The sequence below is a fragment of the Chryseobacterium pyrolae genome, assembly GCF_025153485.1.
Taxonomy (GTDB): domain Bacteria; phylum Bacteroidota; class Bacteroidia; order Flavobacteriales; family Weeksellaceae; genus Chryseobacterium; species Chryseobacterium antibioticum.
In genome coordinates this window covers 495,835-517,571 of the sequence record NZ_JANZQH010000001.1, presented here as the reverse complement: position 1 = coordinate 517,571, position 21,737 = coordinate 495,835, and the positions used below count along the sequence as shown (strand labels likewise).

Annotated in this window: 26 protein-coding genes; 5 read left to right on the top strand and 21 right to left on the bottom strand. The window is 38.1% G+C overall.

Translation table 11 applies throughout. The features are described 5' to 3' along the window. Positions 1–15: 15 nt before the first annotated feature. The 15 genes from NZD88_RS02300 to tpx all read right to left on the bottom strand — a co-directional run bounded on the left by NZD88_RS02300 (position 16) and on the right by tpx (position 9,729). Entirely contained in the window at positions 16–867 is an 852-nt protein-coding gene (locus NZD88_RS02300) for a VOC family protein (protein WP_259827102.1), read from the bottom strand. Between the two features lie 74 nt (positions 868–941). Beyond that, entirely contained in the window at positions 942–1,808 is an 867-nt protein-coding gene (locus tag NZD88_RS02295) for a VOC family protein (RefSeq protein ID WP_259827100.1), read from the bottom strand. Positions 1,809–1,899: 91 nt separating this feature from the next. Beyond that, positions 1,900–2,139 carry a helix-hairpin-helix domain-containing protein gene (locus NZD88_RS02290; protein ID WP_228464798.1) on the bottom strand — a complete coding sequence of 80 codons (240 nt, stop codon included), beginning with the start codon at positions 2,137–2,139 and terminating at the stop codon, positions 1,900–1,902. Between the two features lie 35 nt (positions 2,140–2,174). Beyond that, on the bottom strand, positions 2,175–2,588 hold the full coding sequence (locus NZD88_RS02285; RefSeq protein ID WP_169235801.1) for an SRPBCC family protein: 414 nt from the start codon (positions 2,586–2,588) through the stop codon (positions 2,175–2,177). A gap of 75 nt (positions 2,589–2,663) precedes the next feature. After that, entirely contained in the window at positions 2,664–3,095 is a 432-nt protein-coding gene (locus tag NZD88_RS02280) for a VOC family protein (protein ID WP_169235800.1), read from the bottom strand. A gap of 53 nt (positions 3,096–3,148) precedes the next feature. Continuing rightward, complete coding sequence (locus NZD88_RS02275) at positions 3,149–3,925, bottom strand: alpha/beta fold hydrolase (protein ID WP_259827098.1); 777 nt, start codon at positions 3,923–3,925, stop codon at positions 3,149–3,151. A gap of 1 nt (position 3,926) precedes the next feature. Further along, a complete protein-coding gene (locus NZD88_RS02270; RefSeq protein ID WP_259827097.1) occupies positions 3,927–4,451 on the bottom strand; it encodes a DinB family protein in 525 nt (174 codons plus the stop codon). Between the two features lie 20 nt (positions 4,452–4,471). Continuing rightward, a complete protein-coding gene (locus NZD88_RS02265; protein WP_259827096.1) occupies positions 4,472–4,912 on the bottom strand; it encodes an SRPBCC family protein in 441 nt (146 codons plus the stop codon). Between the two features lie 59 nt (positions 4,913–4,971). Further along, complete coding sequence (locus NZD88_RS02260) at positions 4,972–5,433, bottom strand: hypothetical protein (protein WP_259827095.1); 462 nt, start codon at positions 5,431–5,433, stop codon at positions 4,972–4,974. Positions 5,434–5,655: 222 nt separating this feature from the next. Then, the gene (locus tag NZD88_RS02255; RefSeq protein ID WP_259827093.1) at positions 5,656–6,066 is read right to left on the bottom strand and encodes a VOC family protein; all 411 of its coding nucleotides are present in this window, start codon (positions 6,064–6,066) and stop codon (positions 5,656–5,658) included. 77 nt (positions 6,067–6,143) lie between these two features. Further along, positions 6,144–6,734 carry a Crp/Fnr family transcriptional regulator gene (locus tag NZD88_RS02250; protein WP_169235794.1) on the bottom strand — a complete coding sequence of 197 codons (591 nt, stop codon included), beginning with the start codon at positions 6,732–6,734 and terminating at the stop codon, positions 6,144–6,146. A 295-nt stretch (positions 6,735–7,029) separates the two neighbouring features. Further along, positions 7,030–8,241 (bottom strand): DUF763 domain-containing protein, encoded by a 1,212-nt coding sequence (locus tag NZD88_RS02245; RefSeq protein WP_259827090.1) that lies wholly within the window; start codon positions 8,239–8,241, stop codon positions 7,030–7,032. Positions 8,242–8,343: 102 nt separating this feature from the next. Then, a complete protein-coding gene (locus tag NZD88_RS02240; protein WP_259827089.1) occupies positions 8,344–8,748 on the bottom strand; it encodes a glyoxalase superfamily protein in 405 nt (134 codons plus the stop codon). A 47-nt stretch (positions 8,749–8,795) separates the two neighbouring features. Then, positions 8,796–9,143 (bottom strand): VOC family protein, encoded by a 348-nt coding sequence (locus NZD88_RS02235; protein WP_259827088.1) that lies wholly within the window; start codon positions 9,141–9,143, stop codon positions 8,796–8,798. Positions 9,144–9,231: 88 nt separating this feature from the next. Next, positions 9,232–9,729, bottom strand: a complete 498-nt coding sequence (tpx, locus tag NZD88_RS02230) for a thiol peroxidase (protein ID WP_259827087.1) — start codon at positions 9,727–9,729, stop codon at positions 9,232–9,234. 162 nt (positions 9,730–9,891) lie between these two features. Between tpx and NZD88_RS02225 the strand changes: the two genes are divergently transcribed. The 3 genes from NZD88_RS02225 to NZD88_RS02215 all read left to right on the top strand — a co-directional run bounded on the left by NZD88_RS02225 (position 9,892) and on the right by NZD88_RS02215 (position 13,798). Beyond that, entirely contained in the window at positions 9,892–10,344 is a 453-nt protein-coding gene (locus NZD88_RS02225; RefSeq protein ID WP_259827085.1) for a T9SS type A sorting domain-containing protein, read from the top strand. A gap of 13 nt (positions 10,345–10,357) precedes the next feature. Then, the gene (locus tag NZD88_RS02220) at positions 10,358–11,473 is read left to right on the top strand and encodes a cadherin repeat domain-containing protein (protein WP_259827084.1); all 1,116 of its coding nucleotides are present in this window, start codon (positions 10,358–10,360) and stop codon (positions 11,471–11,473) included. 105 nt (positions 11,474–11,578) lie between these two features. Further along, positions 11,579–13,798 (top strand): NADP-dependent isocitrate dehydrogenase, encoded by a 2,220-nt coding sequence (locus NZD88_RS02215; RefSeq protein ID WP_259827082.1) that lies wholly within the window; start codon positions 11,579–11,581, stop codon positions 13,796–13,798. 211 nt (positions 13,799–14,009) lie between these two features. Here the strand turns inward: NZD88_RS02215 and NZD88_RS02210 are convergent, their stop codons facing one another. The 4 genes from NZD88_RS02210 to NZD88_RS02195 all read right to left on the bottom strand — a co-directional run bounded on the left by NZD88_RS02210 (position 14,010) and on the right by NZD88_RS02195 (position 17,619). Beyond that, positions 14,010–15,002 (bottom strand): MBL fold metallo-hydrolase, encoded by a 993-nt coding sequence (locus tag NZD88_RS02210; RefSeq protein WP_259827080.1) that lies wholly within the window; start codon positions 15,000–15,002, stop codon positions 14,010–14,012. 71 nt (positions 15,003–15,073) lie between these two features. After that, the gene (locus NZD88_RS02205; protein WP_169235785.1) at positions 15,074–16,075 is read right to left on the bottom strand and encodes an aldo/keto reductase; all 1,002 of its coding nucleotides are present in this window, start codon (positions 16,073–16,075) and stop codon (positions 15,074–15,076) included. Between the two features lie 88 nt (positions 16,076–16,163). Beyond that, positions 16,164–17,069: a helix-turn-helix domain-containing protein gene (locus tag NZD88_RS02200; protein ID WP_259827077.1), complete on the bottom strand. Its 906-nt coding sequence runs from the start codon at positions 17,067–17,069 to the stop codon at positions 16,164–16,166. 121 nt (positions 17,070–17,190) lie between these two features. Next, a complete protein-coding gene (locus tag NZD88_RS02195) occupies positions 17,191–17,619 on the bottom strand; it encodes a hypothetical protein (protein ID WP_169235783.1) in 429 nt (142 codons plus the stop codon). Between the two features lie 377 nt (positions 17,620–17,996). Here NZD88_RS02195 and NZD88_RS02190 point away from each other — a divergent pair, with 377 nt between their 5' ends. Next, entirely contained in the window at positions 17,997–18,284 is a 288-nt protein-coding gene (locus NZD88_RS02190) for a GNAT family N-acetyltransferase (RefSeq protein ID WP_034725627.1), read from the top strand. Position 18,285: 1 nt separating this feature from the next. Here the strand turns inward: NZD88_RS02190 and NZD88_RS02185 are convergent, their stop codons facing one another. After that, positions 18,286–19,380: an MBL fold metallo-hydrolase gene (locus tag NZD88_RS02185; protein ID WP_259827072.1), complete on the bottom strand. Its 1,095-nt coding sequence runs from the start codon at positions 19,378–19,380 to the stop codon at positions 18,286–18,288. 173 nt (positions 19,381–19,553) lie between these two features. On the opposite strand from NZD88_RS02185, the gene NZD88_RS02180 reads away from it, so the two are divergent. Continuing rightward, entirely contained in the window at positions 19,554–21,086 is a 1,533-nt protein-coding gene (locus tag NZD88_RS02180; protein ID WP_259827070.1) for a S41 family peptidase, read from the top strand. Positions 21,087–21,129: 43 nt separating this feature from the next. Here NZD88_RS02180 and NZD88_RS02175 read toward each other — a convergent pair whose 3' ends face one another. After that, positions 21,130–21,720: a hypothetical protein gene (locus tag NZD88_RS02175; protein WP_259827068.1), complete on the bottom strand. Its 591-nt coding sequence runs from the start codon at positions 21,718–21,720 to the stop codon at positions 21,130–21,132. Positions 21,721–21,737: the final 17 nt, after the last annotated feature.

The following is a 21,737-nucleotide window of genomic DNA, read 5'->3' as shown; positions in this document are numbered from 1 at the left end:
TTTAACCAATCTATCTTAAGAATGATAAGCCTCTTCCAGGTCTTTTATGATAATATTCTTCATTTTCATAATCGCCTGAAGAACTTTCTGAACTTTATCCTTATCAGGATCACTCACCAACTTCATTGACTGTTTTGGAAAGATCTGCCAGCTTAACCCATACTTATCTTTTACCCATCCACAAATTTCTTCGCTACCTCCAGCGGAAAGACTGTTCCAGAAATAATCGGTTTCTTCCTGACCGTCAGTCATCACCACCATTGAAATGCCCTCATTAAAATCATACTGATGATCATGCGAACTATCCATACAGAACAAACTGTAATCATTCAGGGTAAAATGGGCGTGCATGACATGCTCAGGATTCTCCACGGATTCTCCTCCATCTTTATATTTTGATATATTTCCGATACTTGAATTGGGAAAAACCTTTGTATAAAATGCCATAGCTTCCACAGCTTTTCCGTTGTTGTGATGAATAAACATCAAGGTAGGAACCTGTTTCTGGTCGCTTGCCTTTTCACCTAAATACAGCTGCCAGCTAACCCCATACTGATCCTGTATCCAGCCATATTTCTTACTCCAGGGGTAGGAATCGAGATCCATCAGAACTTTCCCTCCTTCTTTTAGCTTATCCCAGTAGTGTTGTACTTCATTTTCAGTATCACAGATCACCATAAAAGAGACTGAAGGATTTTTCTCCTGTTGCGGACCATTAAGAAGCATTATTTTCTGTCCGAAAAGCTCAATATTAATAACAACCTCTGTATCTACGGTAATTTTCCCGTTAAATAGCTTACAATAAAAATCTGCTGATTTTTTAGCATCTCCACCGCACAAAATGCATGGAAAGATATTATTATTCATAATTTAAGATTTTAGTGGAATTTTCAGTTGATGGCAATTACAAATTCATAAGAAATAAGTTGACTATTTTGGCTTTATGAATGATAGGCTTCTTCCAGCTGCTCTACAATTATTTTCTGCATTTTCATCATTGCCTGAACTACTTTTTGAGCTCTCAGCTGATCTGAATCGTTCATTAATTCAATCAGTCTTTTGGGAACAATCTGCCAGCTCACTCCGTATCTGTCTTTCAGCCAACCGCACATGCTTTCTCTTCCACCATCTGAAATAAGGGTGTTCCAAAGGTGATCGGTTTGCTTTTGATCATCGGTCATGATCACGACAGAAACTCCTTCATTGAAATCGAATGGATGATCATAAGAATTATCCATACAGAAAAAGCTGTATCCGTCAATGGTAAAATGGGCATGCTGTACATTTTCAGCGGGCTCGGATATAGGGTGTCCTTCTCCGCCGTCTCCATATCTCAGGATATTTCCAATGCTTGAATTGGGGAATGTCTGGGTATAAAACTCCATCGCTTCCATTGCTTTTCCGTTATTCTCATGGATGAACATCATCGTAGGAATGATTTTCTGCGATCCCTGTTTGTCTCCTAAAAACAGCTGCCAGCTAACGCCGTACTTATCCTGCACCCAGCCGTACTTCTTGCTCCAGGAATAAGAATCCAGAGCCAGAAGGGCAATTCCGCCATCTGTCAGCTGATCCCAATACTGTTGTACCTCATCCTCTGTTTCGCAGATGACCATAAAGGAAATGGATGCATTCTTTTTAAAGTGGGGACCTCCGTTCAGCAGCATCAGTTTCTGCCCGAACAGATCCATATTCATGACTACAGGAGTATCTGCGGTGATTTTTCCGTCGAAGACCTGGCCATAGAATTCTGCGGCTTCCCTAGCCTCTTCATCAAACCAGAGACATGGAAAAATATCGTTATTCATACTATTAAATTTAGGGTTGATATATAGTTTTATGAATCACTGCAAGCCAATTGGGGCTCACAATGACAAAAATATCCGGTAATTACAGGCATTAATTTTTGAAAGAAACCTGATGTTCCTTCATATGATTTTTCAGTTTTTCCATGGCGTTCTTCCCGAAACCATGAAGTTGCATGATCTCTTCTTCAGAATAGTCCGAAAGTTTTTCAAAAGAGTCTATTTTTTCTCTTTCTAAAGACCTTCTCGCCGGTACTGCAATAATACCACACAGGAAATTATTACTTTTAACAACATGATTAACAGCACAAATAGAGCCTAAACATTTTGCCATTATTAAGAGATTGATCATGACTGCACTTGTGTGTTTTAGTGATTTTCAACGTACTTGTGAAAATTATTGAGAATAGCATACCAGCCGTCTCTTTGCATCTCCACGGAATTCTGTTTTTCAGGATCGAAAATTTCGGTCACCTTGGTCGTATTTTCGTCTATCTTGTCAAATATAACTTCTACTTTTCTTCCGTCTTCTAAATGATATTTGAGATGGGCATTCGGAATCACCTCATCATAGATTCCTTCAAAATCAAAACCGAAACTTTTGTCTTTCGCTTCCATTCTGGTCTTAAATTTACCTCCTACTCTCAAATCATTTTCCGAACTTGGACATTCCCAGGTTTCATGGGCAAAATTCCATTTTGTGATGTGTTTTGGTTCATTAAAATAATTCCAAACCTTTTCTACAGGAGCTAAAATCGTAATATCTATCTTAATAGGATCCATAATTCTACTTTTTAATGTTGAAGTAAAAAGGCAGTCCGGGTTTGAACTGCCCTTATAATTGAGTTAAATATAAGATTATTTTGTGTATTCTTCATTATAGTTCACCATCCAATGAACTCCGTACCTGTCTTGAAAGCTTCCGAAATAATCGCCCCAAAACTGGTCTTCAATCGGCATTTCTACATTCCCGCCTTCAGAAAGTCCTTTGAACAGTCTGTCTGCTTCGTCTCTGGACTCCGGAAAAATTGAAACATAATTATTATTTCCTACGTTAAGGGTCTGTCCAAAGCTTGGAACAATATCCGAAGCCATCAGAAGGTCATCTCCGATTGGCAAAGCAATATGCATCACCCTGTTTTTTTCTTCGTCTGATAAGTTTTCGGTTCCCGGGGCATTGCCCATTTTGAAAACCTCTCCACGGAATTCTCCTCCGAAAACAGATTTGTAAAAGGTAAAAGCTTCTTCTGCTTTTCCGTCAAAATTGAGGTATGGATTTAATTTAGCCATGATTTTTGATTTTTAAATTAATAGTAATGATTTTTATGTTTTTGTTTTAAACGCTAAGGGTTTAGAAATTTCGTCACCTCGTTAACCGTTAGATTTATTAAATTATGGTCTGTATTTCCTCCAAAATCGGCCATCATATAGGAGCCGTGGGTTGCCGGAAGGATCATCAGTTGAGAATCCGGGATCAATCGCCACATTTCTACCGTATGTTCAGGTTTCATAACGTCTTTGTCTCCGCTGATCAATAAGGTGGGAGCTTCTATGGAGGTTAAAACAGCCTCATCCCAATCTTCAAAAGTCTGCATCCTTTTGCTGTCTTTATCGAAAAGATTTTCAAGCTTTGAAAAATCCGGATTCAGGTTAAGAAAATTGATCTTAAGAGGTTCTGGCATTGATTCCAAAGTGGCTTCTGCCATACTTTCGAAAAAGCCATCCATCATTCCATTTCTTTTGTAGAATGCGGAGGCAACAATCAGTTTTTCAACAATTCCAGGGTAACGGTGGGCAATCTGCATCACGGTATTTCCTCCGTTACTGAAGCCCCAGAAGGAAGCTTTTTCAATATGGAGTTCTTTTAAAAGAGCGGTTACATCATGAGCATCTTGTTCAAAAGTTTCGGGAATATCCCGGTGATCGGTCATTCCATGGTTCTGCAGATCAATTCCTATTAACTGAAACTGTCCTTCCAGCCTGGAGATGATTTCCTTAAAATCAAACAGGATCGAGGAACCGCCACCATGAATCAGTACCAGAGGTTTTCCTGAACCATAAATTTCATAATACATACGAATTCCGTTGACCTGTTTGTAACCTTTTTCTTTGGGTTCCATATTAATATTTTAGATTTTCATCCATATCATATTTCATTCCCGGATAACCCAATATTCTTCTCATCAGACCTATCTGTCCGCATAAATAGTCCTCACGACCTATACACATTCCTGCGAAGTTGAGTTTGGTTTCCCGGACAAAAGGAATATTCATCCCGATCTCGAATATTTCGTCCCATTCTTCATCGGTCACTTCCGCCAGCTTCTGGAATACTTTTGGCGAAATATCATGGAAGTTTTTCTCCAATTCATCTAAACTCGGATACGTATAACTTTCATCCAGTGCTTTTCCCTGAAAGAAAAGATCGCTATAAGGATCCTCATCCCTGAGTCCTAAAACCCAACCCAGGCTATAACGCATATTCACAAAGTTCCCTGCCATCCAAACAATATGGTTGGTTTTTCCGTCAATTCTTTTCAATGCATCTTCTTCCGAAATACCGTCCAAAACATTGAGAAAGCTTTGGCTGTGCATTCTGTAAGCCGGCATAACGATCTCCATTTTTTTTGATTTTGGTGTGTCCATTTCTTTGATTTTTAGTTGTTTTAAAAATGATATCTTTCTGAATAAGGAACATGAAGTCCCTCTTCTGCAAATTTTCTCAAAACTCTTAAATACAGTGCCCAGCAAAATGAGGTCTGACGAAAATGCTCATTGGTATCTTTCCAGTTGGTATGATAAAAACTTAACTTAGTTCCATTTCCGGCTTCTTTTAAAATAAATCCAACGCTGGTTTCTACCCAATCTTTATCACCGTCTGTTATTAAAAATTCAATTTCATAAGGAGGATTGAATTTTGAGATTTTTCCTTTTAAAATATCCTTTTCGGAAAATTCGAAAGTATATTCTGAATCGGACTCGGGGACGCCCTGACAATAATGCGTCCACCATTCATTGAGAAATTCGGGAACGGAAACCATTCGAAATACATTTTCCAGGGTGGCATCGACTTCCAGGTCGTGGAGAATTGAAAAGGAATTGTCCATAGTATTAGGGATTTGGATTTTTTTTGCTGATGTTTCAGATCAAGCTATTCTTTTCAGGATTATTTTATAGCGCCTGGTTTTCCGAGAATTCTTCTGAGATAGCCTAATTGTCCACTGTGATAATTTTCATGAAAGCTTAAGATCGCAATGTCGTTCACCGTTTCCGGATGAAAGCTTTCCATACTGATGAGTTTTGCCTCCAGTTTATCCTGAGATTGCTGGAGATAAGACTTCAGTTCTTCAAAAGTGACCAATTCCTCTTTTCTTTCAAGTGGAATAGCTCCTCTGTTGTAGCATGAAAATTTTTCAATGTCCCACACAGATTCTTCGCCAAGAACATTTAAGAAAGCATTTCTGATGTAAATTAAATGTCCTAAAATCCAGTTCATGCAGTTCGCTTCACCATTCGGAAAGATCATAGATTCTTCATGGGTAATGCTGTCGATATTCATTGAAATCACTTTGTAATTGCTGAATACCTGAATTTTTATGATTTCTATATCATTCGATTGTGTTTCCATAACTTTAGATTTTTATTTTTACGTCTCCTGAATCAAGCGAATTCGCTGAACTGGAGAATATGACAAGTTGCTCATTTTTTCCCACAGGGTATCCGGATAGCCACAGATTCTTTATGGTGGCTTTCCAAATTAACACGGTATTTTTATATGGTTATTTTTTGCTTTCCGGAATAGAAGTATTGACTACCTTTAATTTTTTATCCAACTGACTGGTGTATAAAATTATTCTGCCGGGATTTGAGAAGCGTCCGCAAACATGACGTTCCAGCCATGACCGTTAATGTCCCAAAAAGAATTATGATACATCCATCCGTAATCCTGAGGTTCCTCATGCTGAGTAGCTCCATTTTCCAAAGCTGTATTCACTACCTGGTCAACTTCTTCTCTGCTGTCAAGACTAATCGCAACAAGAACCTGTGTAGTATCACCTTTTGGAACAGGTCTTTCGGAAAAAGTCTGGAAAGATTCTTCGGTCAGAAACATGACGTAAATCTGCTCTTCTTTCATTTCGACACAAACTGCTTTTTCACTAGACATCTGTTCGTTGAAAGAAAAACCAAGTTTTGTCCAAAATTCTCTTGTTTTCTGCACATCTTTTACAGGAAGATTGACATAGATCTGATTGATTTTCATATTATAATTATTTGATGTTTAACTTTTAACCAAAATTACCAAGCCTTTATGAAAATCAACTTGCCATAGGACAAGATTTAATTTTTCTTGGGATGGGAAACTATTTCTTTACGGATCCGGCTCAGAGAAGTATCTGTAACACCCAGGTAGGAGGCGATCTGTTTGAGGGGCGCAAACTGCACCACTTGTGGCTTTTGTTCTAAAAGATTAAGATAACGTTTGGTTGCAGAAAGGGTAAACATTTCCACGGAACGCTGTTTATAGACAAAAAGCTCTTTTGACATCCATGATCTGCCCCATTCACTGAGATTAGGAATTTTATGGTACAGCTCCTGGAATGTTTCAAAGTCAAACCTCCAGCATTCACAGTCTGTGATGCAGACGATATTTTCCTGGGAAGGAATTCTCTGGAAAAGAGATAAGACTTCAATAATGATCTCATTATCTGCAAAAAAGTGGGTGGTTACTTCATTTCCGCTAAAATCGTTGACATAGGAACGAGCGAGGCCTTTTTCCAGAATATAATATTCATTGGCCATTTTTCCTTCTTCAAGAATGATGTCTCCTTTTTGGAATGACACTTTTTCATGAGCCTGAAATATTTCGTCAAGCTCTTCCTGTAGAAAAAACGGGAAATCATAGCAGATTTCTAAGGCTTTACTGGTCATTGAGTCGGTGTTTGTTAAAGCTTTAAAAATAGAATTTTTAATTGAATCATGGATCAAAAGCATTAAACAAATTAATGGAATATATAAAGAAAGCTGCATTTAACAGTATTTTTACTAACTTTTTTTATTGTTTCTAAATAATTAAACATGTTTTAACCACCCGCGTCAAATCTTCAATTTGCCTCCCCTCCAAAGGATGGGAATGCTCGCCCATTCAATGGGAGTAATGGTAAGAACCGATGATTATTAAAAAAAATTGAGCGTAAGAAAACATTCTGAACTATTATACATTATATCAGAATAGAGAGAGCTGGATCGGTTTTGGTTTTTTGGGAGGTTCGGCATCTCCGAAAACCGTTTTTCCTCCGAAACGCCATGAATTCTGTCTTTCTTCTTCTATCACCTGCTGGATATCGAAATCCGGTATAAAGTCTTTTTCGGTGGCAGCTACAATCTGATGAAGTTTATTTAAAGTATTCAGCTTATCAGAATTTCCGAGTTTTGATTTTTCGATTCCTTTTCTGAGAATACTGATGCTTTCATCATAGGTTTTGGTCGGAACCGGAAAAGGATGTCCGTCTTTTCCTCCATGGGCAAAGGAAAACCGTGCAGGATCAGCAAACCTTGACGGGGCACCGTGGATCACTTCGCTCACCAATGCCAAAGACTGCATGGTTCTGGGTCCTACACCTTCGAGCATTAAAAGATCCTCAAAATTCTGAGGCTGCTGCTCGCGGGTGAGATATAAAAGGGCACCCAAACGTTTTAAATCAACGTCTGAGGCCTGAACATCATGATGAGCAGGAAGAATCAGTCTTGAAAAATCTTTCATCACATCAATGGAATCGGTATGGGAAATATCCAGAATTCCTTTTCTGTTTTCTGAAGCTTCAGCATCGGTAAGGTTGAGGATCTTTCCTCTGGAAACACCATTGATCCCCGTGTGAGGCTCTTCTATAAATGATTTGATATTTCCGGAATGCCAGTGATAGCGTCTCGCAGTACCATCTGATTCATGCATTCCCTGCTGTACGACGCTCCAGCTCCCGTTATCCGCTAAAATAAAATTATGCAGATACAATTGATACCCATCCTGAATGGCTGTATTATCCACTTTCGCGGAGAGTTTGCTGGCTCTTACCAGCTCATGGCCGTTCAGCCCCGTTTTATCAGCAATCTGAATAAGTTCCGATGGAGTTTCTCTTGAGAATTTCCCTTTTCCGCCACAGATATAAAGCCCCAGCGCTTGAGAATTAGGGTTGATGGAACGTTTCAAAGCGCCCATCACCGAAGTGGTAATCCCTGAAGAATGCCAATCCATTCCCATCACAGCTCCAAAACTCTGAAACCAGAAGGGATCTGCCAGCCTTCTGAGCACTTCATTTTTACCATAATCCATTAAAATGACTTCAATAATGGAAAGTCCAAGGGCGGACATACGCTCATACAGCCACGGCGGTACTTTTCCGTAATGTAAAGGCATATCTGCAGTTCCTGAACGTTTCATGATGTAAAGGTAGTTTTATCTGATGAATTTTTTGATGATCTGAATCATGCGTTTTATTATACATTTCATTATTAAACGGACTAAAATCCGTTCCTATTGATATTAATGAATTGAAGAGAATTCAAGGTCTTTATGTTTCTCCTCATCAAATTCTTCATTGAATATGATTTTATTTCCAAACGGATCATCTACTGTAAAAGATACCGCTCCATAAAAGGCTTTTTCAAGTCCGGGGCGGTTGTATTTGTATTTTTTATCAATCAGTTCTTTGTGGTAATCTGCAACACCTTCTCCCCAGATGAACACTCTGCTTCCGGGCGTTCCGTCTCCATGATGTTCGCTTAAATGGAGAATGATGTCTTCTTTTTTCACTTCCATATAAACAGGTGTATTTTCTTCAAAATGATGCTCCCATACCACTTCAAACCCCAGCCAATCGATATAAAATTCGATCGCTTTTTTGTAATCAAAAATCCTGAGAACCGGAATAATCTTCTCTGCTTTCATATGTAAAAGTTGTCTTTTTGAATCAATATTGCCTATTGCAAAATAAATTATTGATGTGAAAGTATATTAATTAATTGTCCAAATGGATCTTTGACAAAGAATCTGCGTACTCCCCAATCTTCATTGGTCATTGCGTAAATAATTTCGAAACCTGCCTCCTGCATTTTCTCATACACTTCATCTGCATTATCCACCTCAATAGAAAGATGAGGAACTTCGGTATCGTTTCCTCCCTGGCTGGCAAAACTTATCTGAACTTTTGCATCTTCATCATTTCCAAAAGTTTTGATCCATCCGTGATCCATCAATATTTCAAGACCCAGAATATCACGATAGAAATGATCTGCTTTTGACAGATCATCTGTCTTTATATTGGCTATAATTCTCTTTACCATCTGACCCGGATTTTTGACATACTTACTGCTGAAAAAGCCCTGCAAAATAAAAATTTCACAAGGCTTTTATAAAGATTTTATCTCAAAATTATTTTAATGCTTCAATAGCAGCACTGTAATTAGGTTCGTCTGCAATTTCAGAAACCTGCTCTGTATAAACTACTTTGTTATTTTCGTCTGTTACGATGACAGCACGGCTTAAAAGTCCCTTTAACGGAGAATCTGTAATAGTTACTTCATAATCGTCGCCAAAACTGCTTCTGAAATCTGAAAGGGTTTCTACATTATTCAACCCTTCCGCTGCACAAAATCTTGTCAAAGCAAAAGGCAGATCTTTAGAAACGTTGATCACAACTGTATTACCTAAGCCTGAAGCCTCTTCATTGAATTTTCTTGCTGAAGATGCACAAGTAGGCGTATCGATACTTGGGAAAATATTAAAAACTTTTTTCTTTCCTTCAAAACTCTGAAGTGTTTTCACATTTAAACCCGAATCTACCAAAGCAAAATCCTTAACGGTAGTTCCTACTGATGGTAAAGTTCCTATTGTATTGACTGCGTTTCCTTTTAATGTAATATTTGACATAATTTATTTTTTTGTTCTTCAAATTTACTTAAAATAGAAAGTTTTTAGAGTCAATTAAAGGTTAAATAATTCTTAAAGTGAAAATAAAAAGACTTATCTCCCTGCAGTGATTTTTTAGTCAGATTTTTATTTATATTCGTTATCCAAAAAAAAATAATAACAATGCGAAAAAAAATTACTCTCTTGCTCTTTGGAGTGCCGGTCTTTGGTTTCGCCCAGTCTGTGATCGGGAATGTTAATTCCGGGGCAGTTTCTGACACCAATTTCACGCATTCTGTAGGGGAAATTTATGTAATTCCTACTGATCCTGACCAGGCTAATTCAGGAACTATGGGAATGTATTATCAATCTGTTTTAAAGGTTTTAGGCGTTAAAGAACTTGAGAAAGACCATGTCAAGATCTACCCCAACCCTACCGCTGATTTTGTTCATATCACTTTAAACTCAACATCAAAAATTGAGGATGCAGAAGTGTATGACACTGCGGGAAGGCTTGTATTAAAAGCGAAACTGGACAGTGGGAAGCTTGATCTCCGCAGTCTTAATTCCGGAGTGTATATGATCTCTTTTAAAAATCCGGATCTTAAACCTATTAAAATCATTAAAAAACCTTAAAAACTATTCAAACATGAAAAAACTTTACGCTACTATAGGATTATGCATTGCCACTTTATTAAGCGCACAGGTTCCGCAGGCTTTCAGCTATCAGACTATTGCTTTCAATGCTTCGGGAGCACCGATTTCCAATGGAAACGTTTCATTAAGAGTAAGCATTTTAGAAAACACTGCTACAGGAAACGTTCTGTATACTGAAACACATAACAAAACGACTAACTCTAAAGGTCTGATTAATTTAAATATTGGACAGGGAACTGCATCTACAGGGAGTTTCGGAGGAATCAACTGGGGAGCCAATACCAAATTTGTAAAAGTAGAAATGGATCCTGCTGGTGGAAGTAATTATACCAATGTTGGAGTGAATCAACTAATGAGTGTTCCTTATGCGCAGGTGAGTAAAACAATCGTTACTGGTCCTGGCCAGGGCATTACTCTGGTATCTCCAAACGGAACCAATTATACATTAAACGTAAGCGACTCCGGTATATTAAGTCTGCCTACGAATACGAGCTCATCTGGTAATACTTTACCTTCCAACTTATATACGTATGGATCATATAACTCCTTTACTCCTTCCTCCGCTGAATTACTACGGGGAAACGGCACTACGAAAGTAGGTTATAAATACCTTCAGGCCAATACCCAGATTAAGTTCATAGCTTCACCGAGTAATGGTGCACAGGTTTACGGTTCAGACTCCAACGGATTCGTTACTGCTAACGGAAGTAATTATAATGTTGCGTCCAACGGATACTACCAGATCCTGGTCGCTTCTAACGGTCCGCAAATGAAGGCAGGTTTCTTCAACTTTGTTCCCAAAATCAAGTTTACTGCTATTTCAGGTACCACGCCAGTAACTTCTGTCACCTATAATAATGCTACAGGAAAATTTACGGCTATTATCAATGGAGTTACCACCAGTACCGGAGGTTCATTTTATATCCAGCTTGCCTCAGATAGTCTAGAGGTTGAAGATTTAGGAGATAACCTGAATGACGGATCTTTTGATATAGAAGGTGCAGCGATTACCTTTCCCAATCTTTCTTCTACCACACCCAAAAACTATAAGGTTGAATTCAGCCTCAATTTTGATGGTACCGGAACTTATACCATCACACAAATATAAACTTAAGAGGCACATGCCTCTTTTTTTATGCAAAATAACTCTATAAAACAATCATATTTAGTAAATTTGTGATTCTTAAAAAATCAAATAATAAATACCAGTATAATGTCAGACAAATCAAAAATCTATTACACCCTTACGGATGAGGCTCCAATGTTGGCAACACACTCGTTTTTACCTATCGTAAAAGCATTTACAAAATCAGCAAACATTGAGATTGCCGTTCCGGATATTTCTTTGGCGGGAAGAATTCTAGCCAACTTCCCTGAGTTTTTGAAAGATGACCAGAAAATCGGTGATGCATTGGCTGAATTAGGTCAATTGGCCACTCAACCAGATGCAAACATTATCAAATTACCCAATATTTCAGCTTCTGCCCCTCAGTTAGATGAAGCTATTGCTGAATTACAGTCTAAAGGTTTTGCCGTTCCCAATTATCCTGCAGAGCCTAAGAATGACGACGAAAAAGCGATCAAAGCTAAATATGCTAAAGTTTTAGGAAGTGCTGTAAACCCCGTATTAAGAGAAGGAAATTCTGACAGACGTGCTCCAAAAGCGGTTAAAAACTATGCAAAAGCCAATCCTCACAGAATGGGAGACTGGGCTTCTGACAGTAAAACTGACGTTGCGCACATGGACAACGGAGATTTCTACGGAACAGAAACTTCTACCACGCTTGAGAATGCCACAAAATATAAAATTACATTCAAAGGAACAGACGGTTCTGAAACTTTATTAAAAGATTTCGCAGGTCTTCAAGCCGGAGAAGTGATTGATTCTTCTGTAATGAACTTAAATGCTTTAAGAGCTTTTGTACAGAAAGCTATTGATGAAGCTAAAAACAGAAACGTCCTTCTTTCTGCTCACCTGAAGGCTACGATGATGAAAATCTCTGATCCTATTATTTTCGGAGCTATCATAGAAACTTTCTTTAAGGATGTTTTCACTAAATATGCTGAAACATTCAAATCTTTAGACGTTAATCCAAACAACGGTCTTGCTGACCTTTTCGATAAAATCAAAGGAAATGCTCAGGAAGCTGAGATTAAAGTCGATATTGAAGCTGCTTTAGCCAACGGACCAAGAGTGGCTATGGTAAATTCTGACAAAGGAATTACTAATTTCCACGTTCCTTCTGACATCATCGTTGATGCCTCTATGGCTGCCCTTGTAAGAGGAGGCGGTAAAATGTGGAACAAAGAAGGTAAGGAAGAAGATACGGTATGCATTATCCCGGACCGTTCTTACGCAGGTTTCTATCAGTCTGTTATTGATGATATGAAAGCGCACGGAAAATTAGATCCTACCACAATGGGTTCTGTTCCAAACGTAGGTTTAATGGCTCAAAAAGCTGAAGAATATGGTTCTCACGACAAAACTTTCCAGGCATCTGCAGACGGAACTATTGAAGTTCAGGACGAAGCAGGAAACGTTCTTCTTTCTCAAAAAGTAGAAACAGGTGATATCTTCAGAATGTGTCAGACGAAAGATGCTCCTATCCAGGACTGGGTGAAATTAGCGGTAAACAGATCAAGACTTTCTGATACACCTGCTATTTTCTGGTTAGACAAAGGAAGAGCGCACGACAGAGAAATCATCAAAAAAGTAGAAAAATATCTTAAGGATCATGATACTACAGGTCTTGACATCAGAATTCTGGATGTAAAGGATGCTATGACTGAAACGCTTAAAAGAGCAAGAGAAGGCAAAGACACCATCTCTGTTTCAGGAAACGTATTAAGAGACTATTTAACTGACCTTTTCCCTATCCTTGAATTAGGGACTTCTGCAAAAATGCTTTCTATCGTTCCATTGATGAACGGAGGTGGTTTATTCGAAACAGGTGCAGGGGGCTCTGCTCCAAAGCACATTGAGCAGTTCCTGGAAGAAGGTTATTTAAGATGGGATTCTCTAGGTGAGTTCTTAGCACTTCAGGCTTCTTTAGAGCACCTGGCTCAGACGCAGGGAAATACAAAAGCTCAGGTTTTAGCAGATGCCTTAGACGAGGCTAACGCTAAATTCTTAGCGACTGATAAATCTCCGGCAAGAAAAGTCGGACAAATCGACAACAGAGGTTCTCACTTCTATTTAGCAATGTACTGGGCTGAAGCTTTAGCGAATCAGACTGCAGATGCTGAATTGGCATCTCATTTTGCTCCGGTTGCAAACGCAATGCAGGAAAGCGAAGAGGTTATCAATGCTGAATTAATAAGTGCTCAGGGTAAGCCTCAAAACATTGACGGTTACTACAAAACTGACACCTATAAAACGTATGCAGCGATGAGACCAAGTACTGTTTTAAATGAAATCATTGACGGAATTTAATTCCTGATTGATATAAATGAAAGCTCCTTTTTTAAGGGGCTTTTTTTGTGCCTGAATTAATAAATTTTGAAACCATTTCTATTAAGCCTTCAAATAAATACTATTTAAAATACATTGCCATTCTCAAACTCTTTAGACTATTAATCAACAAATCCTCCCGGAAATGAGAGGATTTATTATAGAAACTATGTCGTAGAAAATTGAAGTTTAATTAGTTCATAAAGCTCTGAGGAATCCATTCATAGGCGGACCCTTTCTTTTTTGTAAAGCCAAGTCCCGGCCATGGAAGATGATAAGAAAAAGCTTTAGTCTTGGTTTCTGCTAACTGTGATAAGAGTTTTTTACGGGATTCTACAGCAATATCAAGATCTGTATCCCCTGAAAAGCCCCATTCAGGATGCGGAAAAAGGATCACATCGGAATGGATAAGATCTGCCACATATATGAGTGTATCGTTACCGGAAGAAATAGTCATGACCGTAAGTCCGGGTGTATGTCCGGGAGCGAGCTGAAAACTGAAATGATCAAACAGCGTTTTTTTAAAGTCATAAAACCTGAGCTTCGGACGAATCGTTTTCAGAATATTCTGGATAGGTGGAATCACCTGATTAAGAAATTCCGGCTGGGTCTTTAGAAAGCTGTTTTTAAAATCTTTCATGGAAGCCTGTAGCCAAAAGTCATGTTCAATCTTTGAAATGTAAAAATCTGCATTGGGGAAAACCAAATTATTCTGTTTGTCTACCACTCCACCGATATGATCCGGGTGAGCGTGGGAAATAAAAACATCTGTGATATCTTTTGGAGAAAACCCGGCCTTTTGAAGACTTTTTAAAAGAAAACCAGTTCTTTCATCAGCAAAAATCCCCATTCCGGCATCCAATAAAACGAGTCTGTCCTTGGTTTTGACAAGCATCAGATTCATCGCCATGTCTATATAATCATCCGGTCGGAAATTATCCCTCAGAATTGTTTTCAATTGAGGTACATCGGCTCTCGGGCAGAATGTATCGACATTTTTCTCGTGAATATATCCATCCGTAAGAATGAATACCTCCAATTCTCCCAGTTTTATCTTTTTAAATCCGGAAAGATCTTCTTCCGGACCAGGCACAATTGTTTTAGTTCCTGCAAAAACATCTGTAAAAGGGACAAAGCTTAATGCACCTGCCATCAGTCCGTTTTTTAAAAGTTCTCTTCTGTTCATAATCAAAATAGGTGTTTTTATAATAGATCCGGATTCCTGAATAATAAGCAGGAATCCGGAAATAGGGATGTTTAGTTGTTGACTAATTTCATAGAACCTTCAGTATATCTCTCCCCTACATTAGGGTATTTTTTAAGAAGACTATCGATGGTTTCCAGATCTGATGGTGAAAGATCGATGTTCACCGCTTCAATATTCTCTTCCAGATATTTGATGCGCTTAGTTCCCGGAATCGGAATGATATCTTCTCCCTGGTTTAACACCCATGCCAGGGCTAACTGAGTCCCTTTTATACCTTTAGACTGAGCAAATTCATTGATTTCTCTGGCCAGGTTTCTGTTATTTTCCAAATACTCTTCCTGATAGCGCGGTAATGTCTTTCTGAAATCTTCGTCACCAAAATTCTGCACTTCATTGATATTGGCAAAAAGGCCTCTTGCCAACGGAGAATATGGCACCAATGTAATTCCCAGTTCTCTGATGGTCGGAAGTATTTCATCTTCTATATCCTTGGTAAGAATGGAATATTCTGACTGCAACGCTGTGATCGGGTGAATGGCATTCGCTTTTCTGATAGACTCCGGAGAAGCTTCTGATAACCCAAGATACTTTACTTTTCCTGCTTTTACCAATTCTGCCATAGCACCTACCGTTTCTTCTACCGGAATATTCGGATCAATCCGGTGGGCGTAATAAAGATCAATGGTATCTATTTTCAGTCTCTGAAGACTTAAATCAACGGCTTTTTTTATCCATTCCGGCGAACCGTCAAAATACGTTCCCGGAGCTCCGCTGTGACTTGGTTTTCCATCTTTAAACCTGAATCCGAATTTGGTAGCTATAAAGATCTTATCCCGGTTGGGAACCAAAACCTTTGAGATCAGTTTTTCATTTTCTCCGGCTGCATACATATCTGCCGTATCCCAAAAGTTGACCCCTAAGTCTAATGCTTTGTGTAATGTGCTGATGCTTTCCTGTTCATCTGCCGGGCCATAAGCAAAGCTCATTCCCATACATCCTAAACCTACTGCAGATAACTGCTCTCCTGTGTTTCCTAATTTTCTGAATTTCATAATGGGTTGTGATTTTAAATTGATAAGACAAAATTATAACAAGGACAGCCCGGATGCTCTATAGAATTCAAACTAAGAATTATAAAAATCAAACAACCGTTGTTCTGACGGCATTGGGAGCCAATCCGGTCTGCTTTTTAAAGAAGTTGGTAAAATAGGCAGGCTCTTCAAATCCTAATCCGTAGGCAATTTCGGAGATATTCCAGTCTGTATGTTTCAGCAGTGCGCTGGCTTCCTGAGTAATTCTTGAAGCAATCTGCTGACTTGTGGTCTTTCCGGTCATTTCTTTTACGGAACGGTTTAAAGAGTTGACATGAATGGACAAACTCTGTGCATAATCATTGGGTGTTTTTAACTTCAGATAGGCTTCAGGGCTGTCAATGGGAAACTGTCTTTCAAGAAGTTCCATAAATAATGAAGCAACCCTATGTGACGCATTCTGATAGGGCTCAAAGTTTTCCGCAGGATGCATTTTCATGGTTTCATGAATCAAAAGATGGAGGCAGGTACGGAGCATATCATATTTGTGCATATACTCAGACTCGATCTCGGACATCATCTTGATAAAAAGATCGGAGATGGTCTTCTGCTGCTCTTCATCAACAAAGAAAATAGGAGTTCCCCCAATTTTAAAAAGTTGTGAATCCTGAAGATTCCCCAGACGGGTCCCATTTTGCAGAAACTGGTCTGTAAAAAGACAGAACCAGCCAGTCTGGTCATCATTCTCTGCTTCCCAGGAATAAGGAACGATGGGATTTGAAAATAACAGCGCCGGACGGTCTACATAGATCCATTTATCTGCATAATGAAGCTTTCCTTTTCCAATAATCAGTGAAATTTTATAATAATCTCTCCTGCTATAAGAGGTTAACAATGAGCAGCTTTCCCGTGTAAACACATTAAAATGTCCTACTCCGGCTGTGGCATCAGTCTCCAGCCTCTCTACTGAAGCATTGCGTAAATAAAATCCTTTTATAGTTTCTTTAGATTCCATAGTACTAAGTTATAAAATTCAAACGAATAAAAATATTTAAATTCTGATTATAGATACCATAAAAAATGACCGGCAAAAATGCCAGCCATCTAAAATTAAATATATAGTTGATATTTGAGACTTAGTGATGTCCCTTTTTGTGTTCTTTTTTATATTCCTTTCTATACTCTTTGTATTGTTTGGAATTACTTTTCTTATAGTTATTCTTGTTACGGTTATAGACCGCTACAGGATTCTGACCTTTATAGTATTTAGTTTTAAACTTAGTATACTTTTCTCTTCCAAGTATTCTTTCTATTTCATAATACCTGTCTTCTCTCCATCGATCTGGCTGGCTTACATAAGCCCTGTTCCAGGAATCATAATCACGGTATCTGTCATTTAAAGCATTCAGTTGGTTGGTTTGTGCTACCGAAAGCAGCAGATCTGCAGCCACGGATTGCCAGTTAACATCTGTGATACTTCTTCTGTAATCGTTATAATAATCTGACTGCGCATAAGTGAGGCCAAATGTGCCTGCAAGCATTAATGCAATTAATATTTTTTTCATCTTTTAGCTTGTTTTAAAGTTAAACTGTTTTAGCATAGTCAATTAAAATGCCAATCTCATAAAGCACAATCCTAATCTTTGTTAAAAAAACAAATCACCCCTGGTCCATCTTAGAATAATATCCTCAGAACTTTGTTCATTATAAGTACAGGATCCTTGTTATACGCTCTTCGTCTGAAACATTACAACGCACTCACCTTTTTAAAAGAACTTAAAATTTCGTTAAGTTTAGGGGAAACTCATGTTTCGTATTATTTTAATTTGTAATTTTAAGAGTGAGAAGTATAAATCCGATAGGATTGTCATGTTGCCAGATTATTCAATGCTTGACGAACTGAATGAAGCAAGTCATTTAACTCAACTAAATCTTAATTATTATGGAAAATATAAAGTTTGAGATATCTCCCTATCAGGACGAACTGCAACTATTATTGGATGGAGAGAAAGCAGGATATATGTCTATAAAAATTGACGGAAGGCTCCTGATCGTTTATTACACCAAAATTATTGAGGAACGTGAAGGGCACGGCTATGCCAAAATGCTTCTGGATGAGCTGGTACGCTATTCTGAGGAAAAAGACCTTCTGGTAGATCCGGAATGTGATTTTGTACGCCAGCAGTTTGAAAATCATCCTGCAAGGTATAAGGACATCTGGCATGCCTGAATCAGTCTTCCCACCAATTTCTGAACTGGTGGTCAAAACGGTTCAAATCCACTACTTCCCCAATCATCGGGGTAAGGATATTGAGACCTTTTTCTTTTCCTAAATCTGTTACTTTCTGAAGCGGTTCATTCCAGGGATGAAGAGCCAGTGCAAATTTTGAAGAATGAACAGGAATAATATTTTTTACTTTTAAATCAACCGCTGCCTGAATAACATCTTCAGGCAGTGCATGTATATATTTCCAGGCTTCATCGTATTGTCCGTTCTCAAGAACTGCATAATCAAAAGGCCCCAATTGCTCCCCTATAGTTTTAAAATGGGAATCGTATCCGCTATCACCGCCCAGGAATATCTTTTTCGTAGGAGTTTCCAGAACGTAGGATGTCCACAGCGTATTGTTTTGCTTTATTTTCCTGCCGGAAAAATGCCTCGCCGGCGTGAAGGTTATTTTTAGATTATTTTTTAAAAGCACTTCTGTTCCCCACTCTTCTTCAATCAAACTTTCTTCATGGTAGCCCCATCTTTCAAAGTGTGCTCCGGCTCCTAACGGCACAATAACCCTACCCGTCCGGTCTTTAATGGATTTCACTGTTGAATAATCCAAATGGTCAAAATGATCATGTGTAATCACCAGATAATCGAGATTGGGAATATCTTCCGGTTTAAAAATATCTGACCCTTTAAAAGCTTTATTGAAATATTTAAAAGGAGAACCATATAAACTCAGCACCGGATCAATAAGAAAGGAAACACCATCGGTCTGAAGAAAATAGGACGAATGCCCCAGCCAGATGAACACATCCTGATCTTTTTGGATATTTTTTAAATCTGTATGAATAGAAGGAATAGCTTTTAATGGCTTCAGTAACGGATCTTTTTTACCGAATACGAAATCATAAGTGACTTTTAGGGTACTATACCCTTCAGCAATATTCGGAGTATGGCTGATATTCTGAAACTTTCTGTTTTTATAAAGCTTTGACTTTTTTATACGTTGTAATCTTTTACCTTTAGGTTCTGCTCCGAAAGCCGGCAGATTCATCACTATGAAATACATGGCAACCAGAAAAACAGCAATTAAAATCAAATATATCATCTGCATTTAAATAAGGAGGCAAAGGTATTGACTTTTACTTTCTCTTAAAAATATCATTCTATGGAAGGTTGTTTTTAACTAATTTTATAAAGCTTTTTGAATAATTTATTATTTATTTAATCGAGAATAATCTTAAACTTTTTAACTTAGCCGATTGAAAAAGTCAAAACACATTGAAAAATTATTCGATCATATTGCTGGCAGCAGCCCTTTCTTCATGTGCTTCTATCAGAAGGCATAATGAGCAGAGAGCGTCATGCATTGAACCGGACAAGCTTAAGGAGGACATAGACTATGCCTACTCTAAGCTTCAGAAGATGCATCCCCAGCTTTATTGGTATATTTCCAAACAGGATCTTGACCATAAATTTGACAGCCTGAAACAGACGATCAACGAACCTCTGACTCCGCTGCAGTTTTATTTTAAACTGCAACCCGTTATTGCAGATATCCGTGAAGGACATTTGTCGCTGAGAATCCCCAGAAAAAAGTTTTCGAAAAGAGAAATTAAAACTATTGAAAATAAGAAAGGAATGTTCAGCCGTTTTGAATATTATGTAAAAGATAATCATCTCTATATCATTCAAAACAGAGACTCAATAGAAAACATACAACCGGGAACTGAAGTTTTGTCTATCAATGCTATTCCTGTTACTGAATATTTAAAAAAATACCGTGAACTCATCAGCAGCGACGGCTATAACGATACCTTTCAGTCTTATTTTTTAAAGGATGTTTTCTTTAATTTTTATACTGCAGAAAACGGGTTTAAAAACACCGCAACTATAGAAACACTGTACAACGGTGAAAAACACACATATACATTACACCGGGAATCCAAATCCAAAAATGATCTGGACCAGGATAAACAGCAGGAAAAACGCACTCCTGAAAAGAAAGTGAATGATTATGTAGCCTCCAGCAATTCTTATAACCGGAATTTCAAATTTCTGGATAAAGACAGCACAACAGCGTATATAAAAGTAAAAAGTTTTTCAAGGGATTATTCGGATAAGTTTTACAAGGAAACATTTGCAAAGATAAAAAATGCCGGATCCAAATACCTTATCATAGACGTCCGCAACAACTACGGCGGGTCTTTGTATGAGATCAACAACCTGTATTCATATCTGGCTCCGAAGCCCTATGTCCTTATAAAACCTTCACAGCTTACGTCAAGACTGACTCCTCTAAAGACCAATTATTTCAGAAAAAGTAGTGCTTTTCAATATGCTTTTAAGAGTCTGGCCTACCCTACTTATGTTTTTGCCCAGACTTTCAGCACTTATAAAAAAGATGGAAAGGTCTACTATAAAATGAAAGCAGATCAACCTACGAAACCCAATAAAGACGCCTTTAATGGGAAGGTTTTTGTACTGATCAACGGTGGAAGTTTTTCAGCATCTTCAATTATCACAGCGAAACTGAAATATGATAAACGGGCAGTTCTTGTAGGTGAAGAAACCGGCGGTGCGAATGATGGAACTGTTGCAGGGTTTTATTCCTACCAAAAGCTGCCTAATTCGAGGATCAATCTTCCTATTGGATTGTTATTGGTGCAACCCAACATCGATTTTCTGAATACAAAAAAAGGAGTCATCCCTGATATTACCATTACAGAAAGCATGCAGGATATTATCGATAAAAAAGATCCGCAGCTGGAATGGGTAAAAAAAGAAATTGCAAAAGAAAAAGAACATCAATAGTTTTATAAGGTTTCGGCGGGCTTTCAGCCCGCCGAAACTGTTTTCACTTTTTTAATTCCTTCAAAAGATCTTCAATATGTACAATATATCTTCCGTAGTAACGGTTGAACCAGAATTTCCCGGTCACAAACAGCACAAACAATCCTATCGTAACTGAACTGATCAGAATCACGGCCGTTTTTATTTCACTCATAGGTTCAGGCCAAGGAATAAATTCTATCACAATGATCATTTCGCAGACGATAAAAGGCACAAAGCTCAGATAATAGGATAGATAATACTGTTTATTCAGATTAACCTGCATCACCAGATCTTTTAAAGAATCATATGTTTTGAGCATCGGATTGCTTATATCGCTATAAAGCCTGAAAAATTTACTAAAAAAGAAGATTGTAACCATCAGCATTGACGCTATGAGAACCGTAATATAAAACTGTAGTTTAAAGGGTCTGCAGAAAGCGCATACTATAAATGAAAATATAAAGATTCCAATGATGGACCAGAATTCCATGCGCATATTTTTACGCATTTTTTCCAGCGGAAGGTTGATCTTATTTCTCTGCTCCATACTTATTTCAGGTGCTTCTTCGGAAACATCTTCATTCCATACGTTTTTTAGTTCATCTATATTCATTTGGGATTGATTTAAAA

Excerpts from the sequence above, each read along its gene's own strand:
- NZD88_RS02300 (WP_259827102.1), bottom strand. The coding sequence starts at position 867 with ATGAATAATAATATCTTTCCATGCATTTTGTGCGGTGGAGATGCTAAA.
- NZD88_RS02295 (WP_259827100.1), bottom strand. The coding sequence starts at position 1,808 with ATGAATAACGATATTTTTCCATGTCTCTGGTTTGATGAAGAGGCTAGG.
- NZD88_RS02290 (WP_228464798.1), bottom strand. The coding sequence starts at position 2,139 with ATGGCAAAATGTTTAGGCTCTATTTGTGCTGTTAATCATGTTGTTAAA.
- NZD88_RS02285 (WP_169235801.1), bottom strand. The coding sequence starts at position 2,588 with ATGGATCCTATTAAGATAGATATTACGATTTTAGCTCCTGTAGAAAAG.
- NZD88_RS02280 (WP_169235800.1), bottom strand. The coding sequence starts at position 3,095 with ATGGCTAAATTAAATCCATACCTCAATTTTGACGGAAAAGCAGAAGAA.
- NZD88_RS02275 (WP_259827098.1), bottom strand. The coding sequence starts at position 3,925 with ATGGAACCCAAAGAAAAAGGTTACAAACAGGTCAACGGAATTCGTATG.
- NZD88_RS02270 (WP_259827097.1), bottom strand. The coding sequence starts at position 4,451 with ATGGACACACCAAAATCAAAAAAAATGGAGATCGTTATGCCGGCTTAC.
- NZD88_RS02265 (WP_259827096.1), bottom strand. The coding sequence starts at position 4,912 with ATGGACAATTCCTTTTCAATTCTCCACGACCTGGAAGTCGATGCCACC.
- NZD88_RS02260 (WP_259827095.1), bottom strand. The coding sequence starts at position 5,433 with ATGGAAACACAATCGAATGATATAGAAATCATAAAAATTCAGGTATTC.
- NZD88_RS02255 (WP_259827093.1), bottom strand. The coding sequence starts at position 6,066 with ATGAAAATCAATCAGATCTATGTCAATCTTCCTGTAAAAGATGTGCAG.
- NZD88_RS02250 (WP_169235794.1), bottom strand. The coding sequence starts at position 6,734 with ATGACCAGTAAAGCCTTAGAAATCTGCTATGATTTCCCGTTTTTTCTA.
- NZD88_RS02245 (WP_259827090.1), bottom strand. The coding sequence starts at position 8,241 with ATGAAACGTTCAGGAACTGCAGATATGCCTTTACATTACGGAAAAGTA.
- NZD88_RS02240 (WP_259827089.1), bottom strand. The coding sequence starts at position 8,748 with ATGAAAGCAGAGAAGATTATTCCGGTTCTCAGGATTTTTGATTACAAA.
- NZD88_RS02235 (WP_259827088.1), bottom strand. The coding sequence starts at position 9,143 with ATGGTAAAGAGAATTATAGCCAATATAAAGACAGATGATCTGTCAAAA.
- tpx (WP_259827087.1), bottom strand. The coding sequence starts at position 9,729 with ATGTCAAATATTACATTAAAAGGAAACGCAGTCAATACAATAGGAACT.
- NZD88_RS02225 (WP_259827085.1), top strand. The coding sequence starts at position 9,892 with ATGCGAAAAAAAATTACTCTCTTGCTCTTTGGAGTGCCGGTCTTTGGT.
- NZD88_RS02220 (WP_259827084.1), top strand. The coding sequence starts at position 10,358 with ATGAAAAAACTTTACGCTACTATAGGATTATGCATTGCCACTTTATTA.
- NZD88_RS02215 (WP_259827082.1), top strand. The coding sequence starts at position 11,579 with ATGTCAGACAAATCAAAAATCTATTACACCCTTACGGATGAGGCTCCA.
- NZD88_RS02210 (WP_259827080.1), bottom strand. The coding sequence starts at position 15,002 with ATGAACAGAAGAGAACTTTTAAAAAACGGACTGATGGCAGGTGCATTA.
- NZD88_RS02205 (WP_169235785.1), bottom strand. The coding sequence starts at position 16,075 with ATGAAATTCAGAAAATTAGGAAACACAGGAGAGCAGTTATCTGCAGTA.
- NZD88_RS02200 (WP_259827077.1), bottom strand. The coding sequence starts at position 17,069 with ATGGAATCTAAAGAAACTATAAAAGGATTTTATTTACGCAATGCTTCA.
- NZD88_RS02195 (WP_169235783.1), bottom strand. The coding sequence starts at position 17,619 with ATGAAAAAAATATTAATTGCATTAATGCTTGCAGGCACATTTGGCCTC.
- NZD88_RS02190 (WP_034725627.1), top strand. The coding sequence starts at position 17,997 with ATGGAAAATATAAAGTTTGAGATATCTCCCTATCAGGACGAACTGCAA.
- NZD88_RS02185 (WP_259827072.1), bottom strand. The coding sequence starts at position 19,380 with ATGATATATTTGATTTTAATTGCTGTTTTTCTGGTTGCCATGTATTTC.
- NZD88_RS02175 (WP_259827068.1), bottom strand. The coding sequence starts at position 21,720 with ATGAATATAGATGAACTAAAAAACGTATGGAATGAAGATGTTTCCGAA.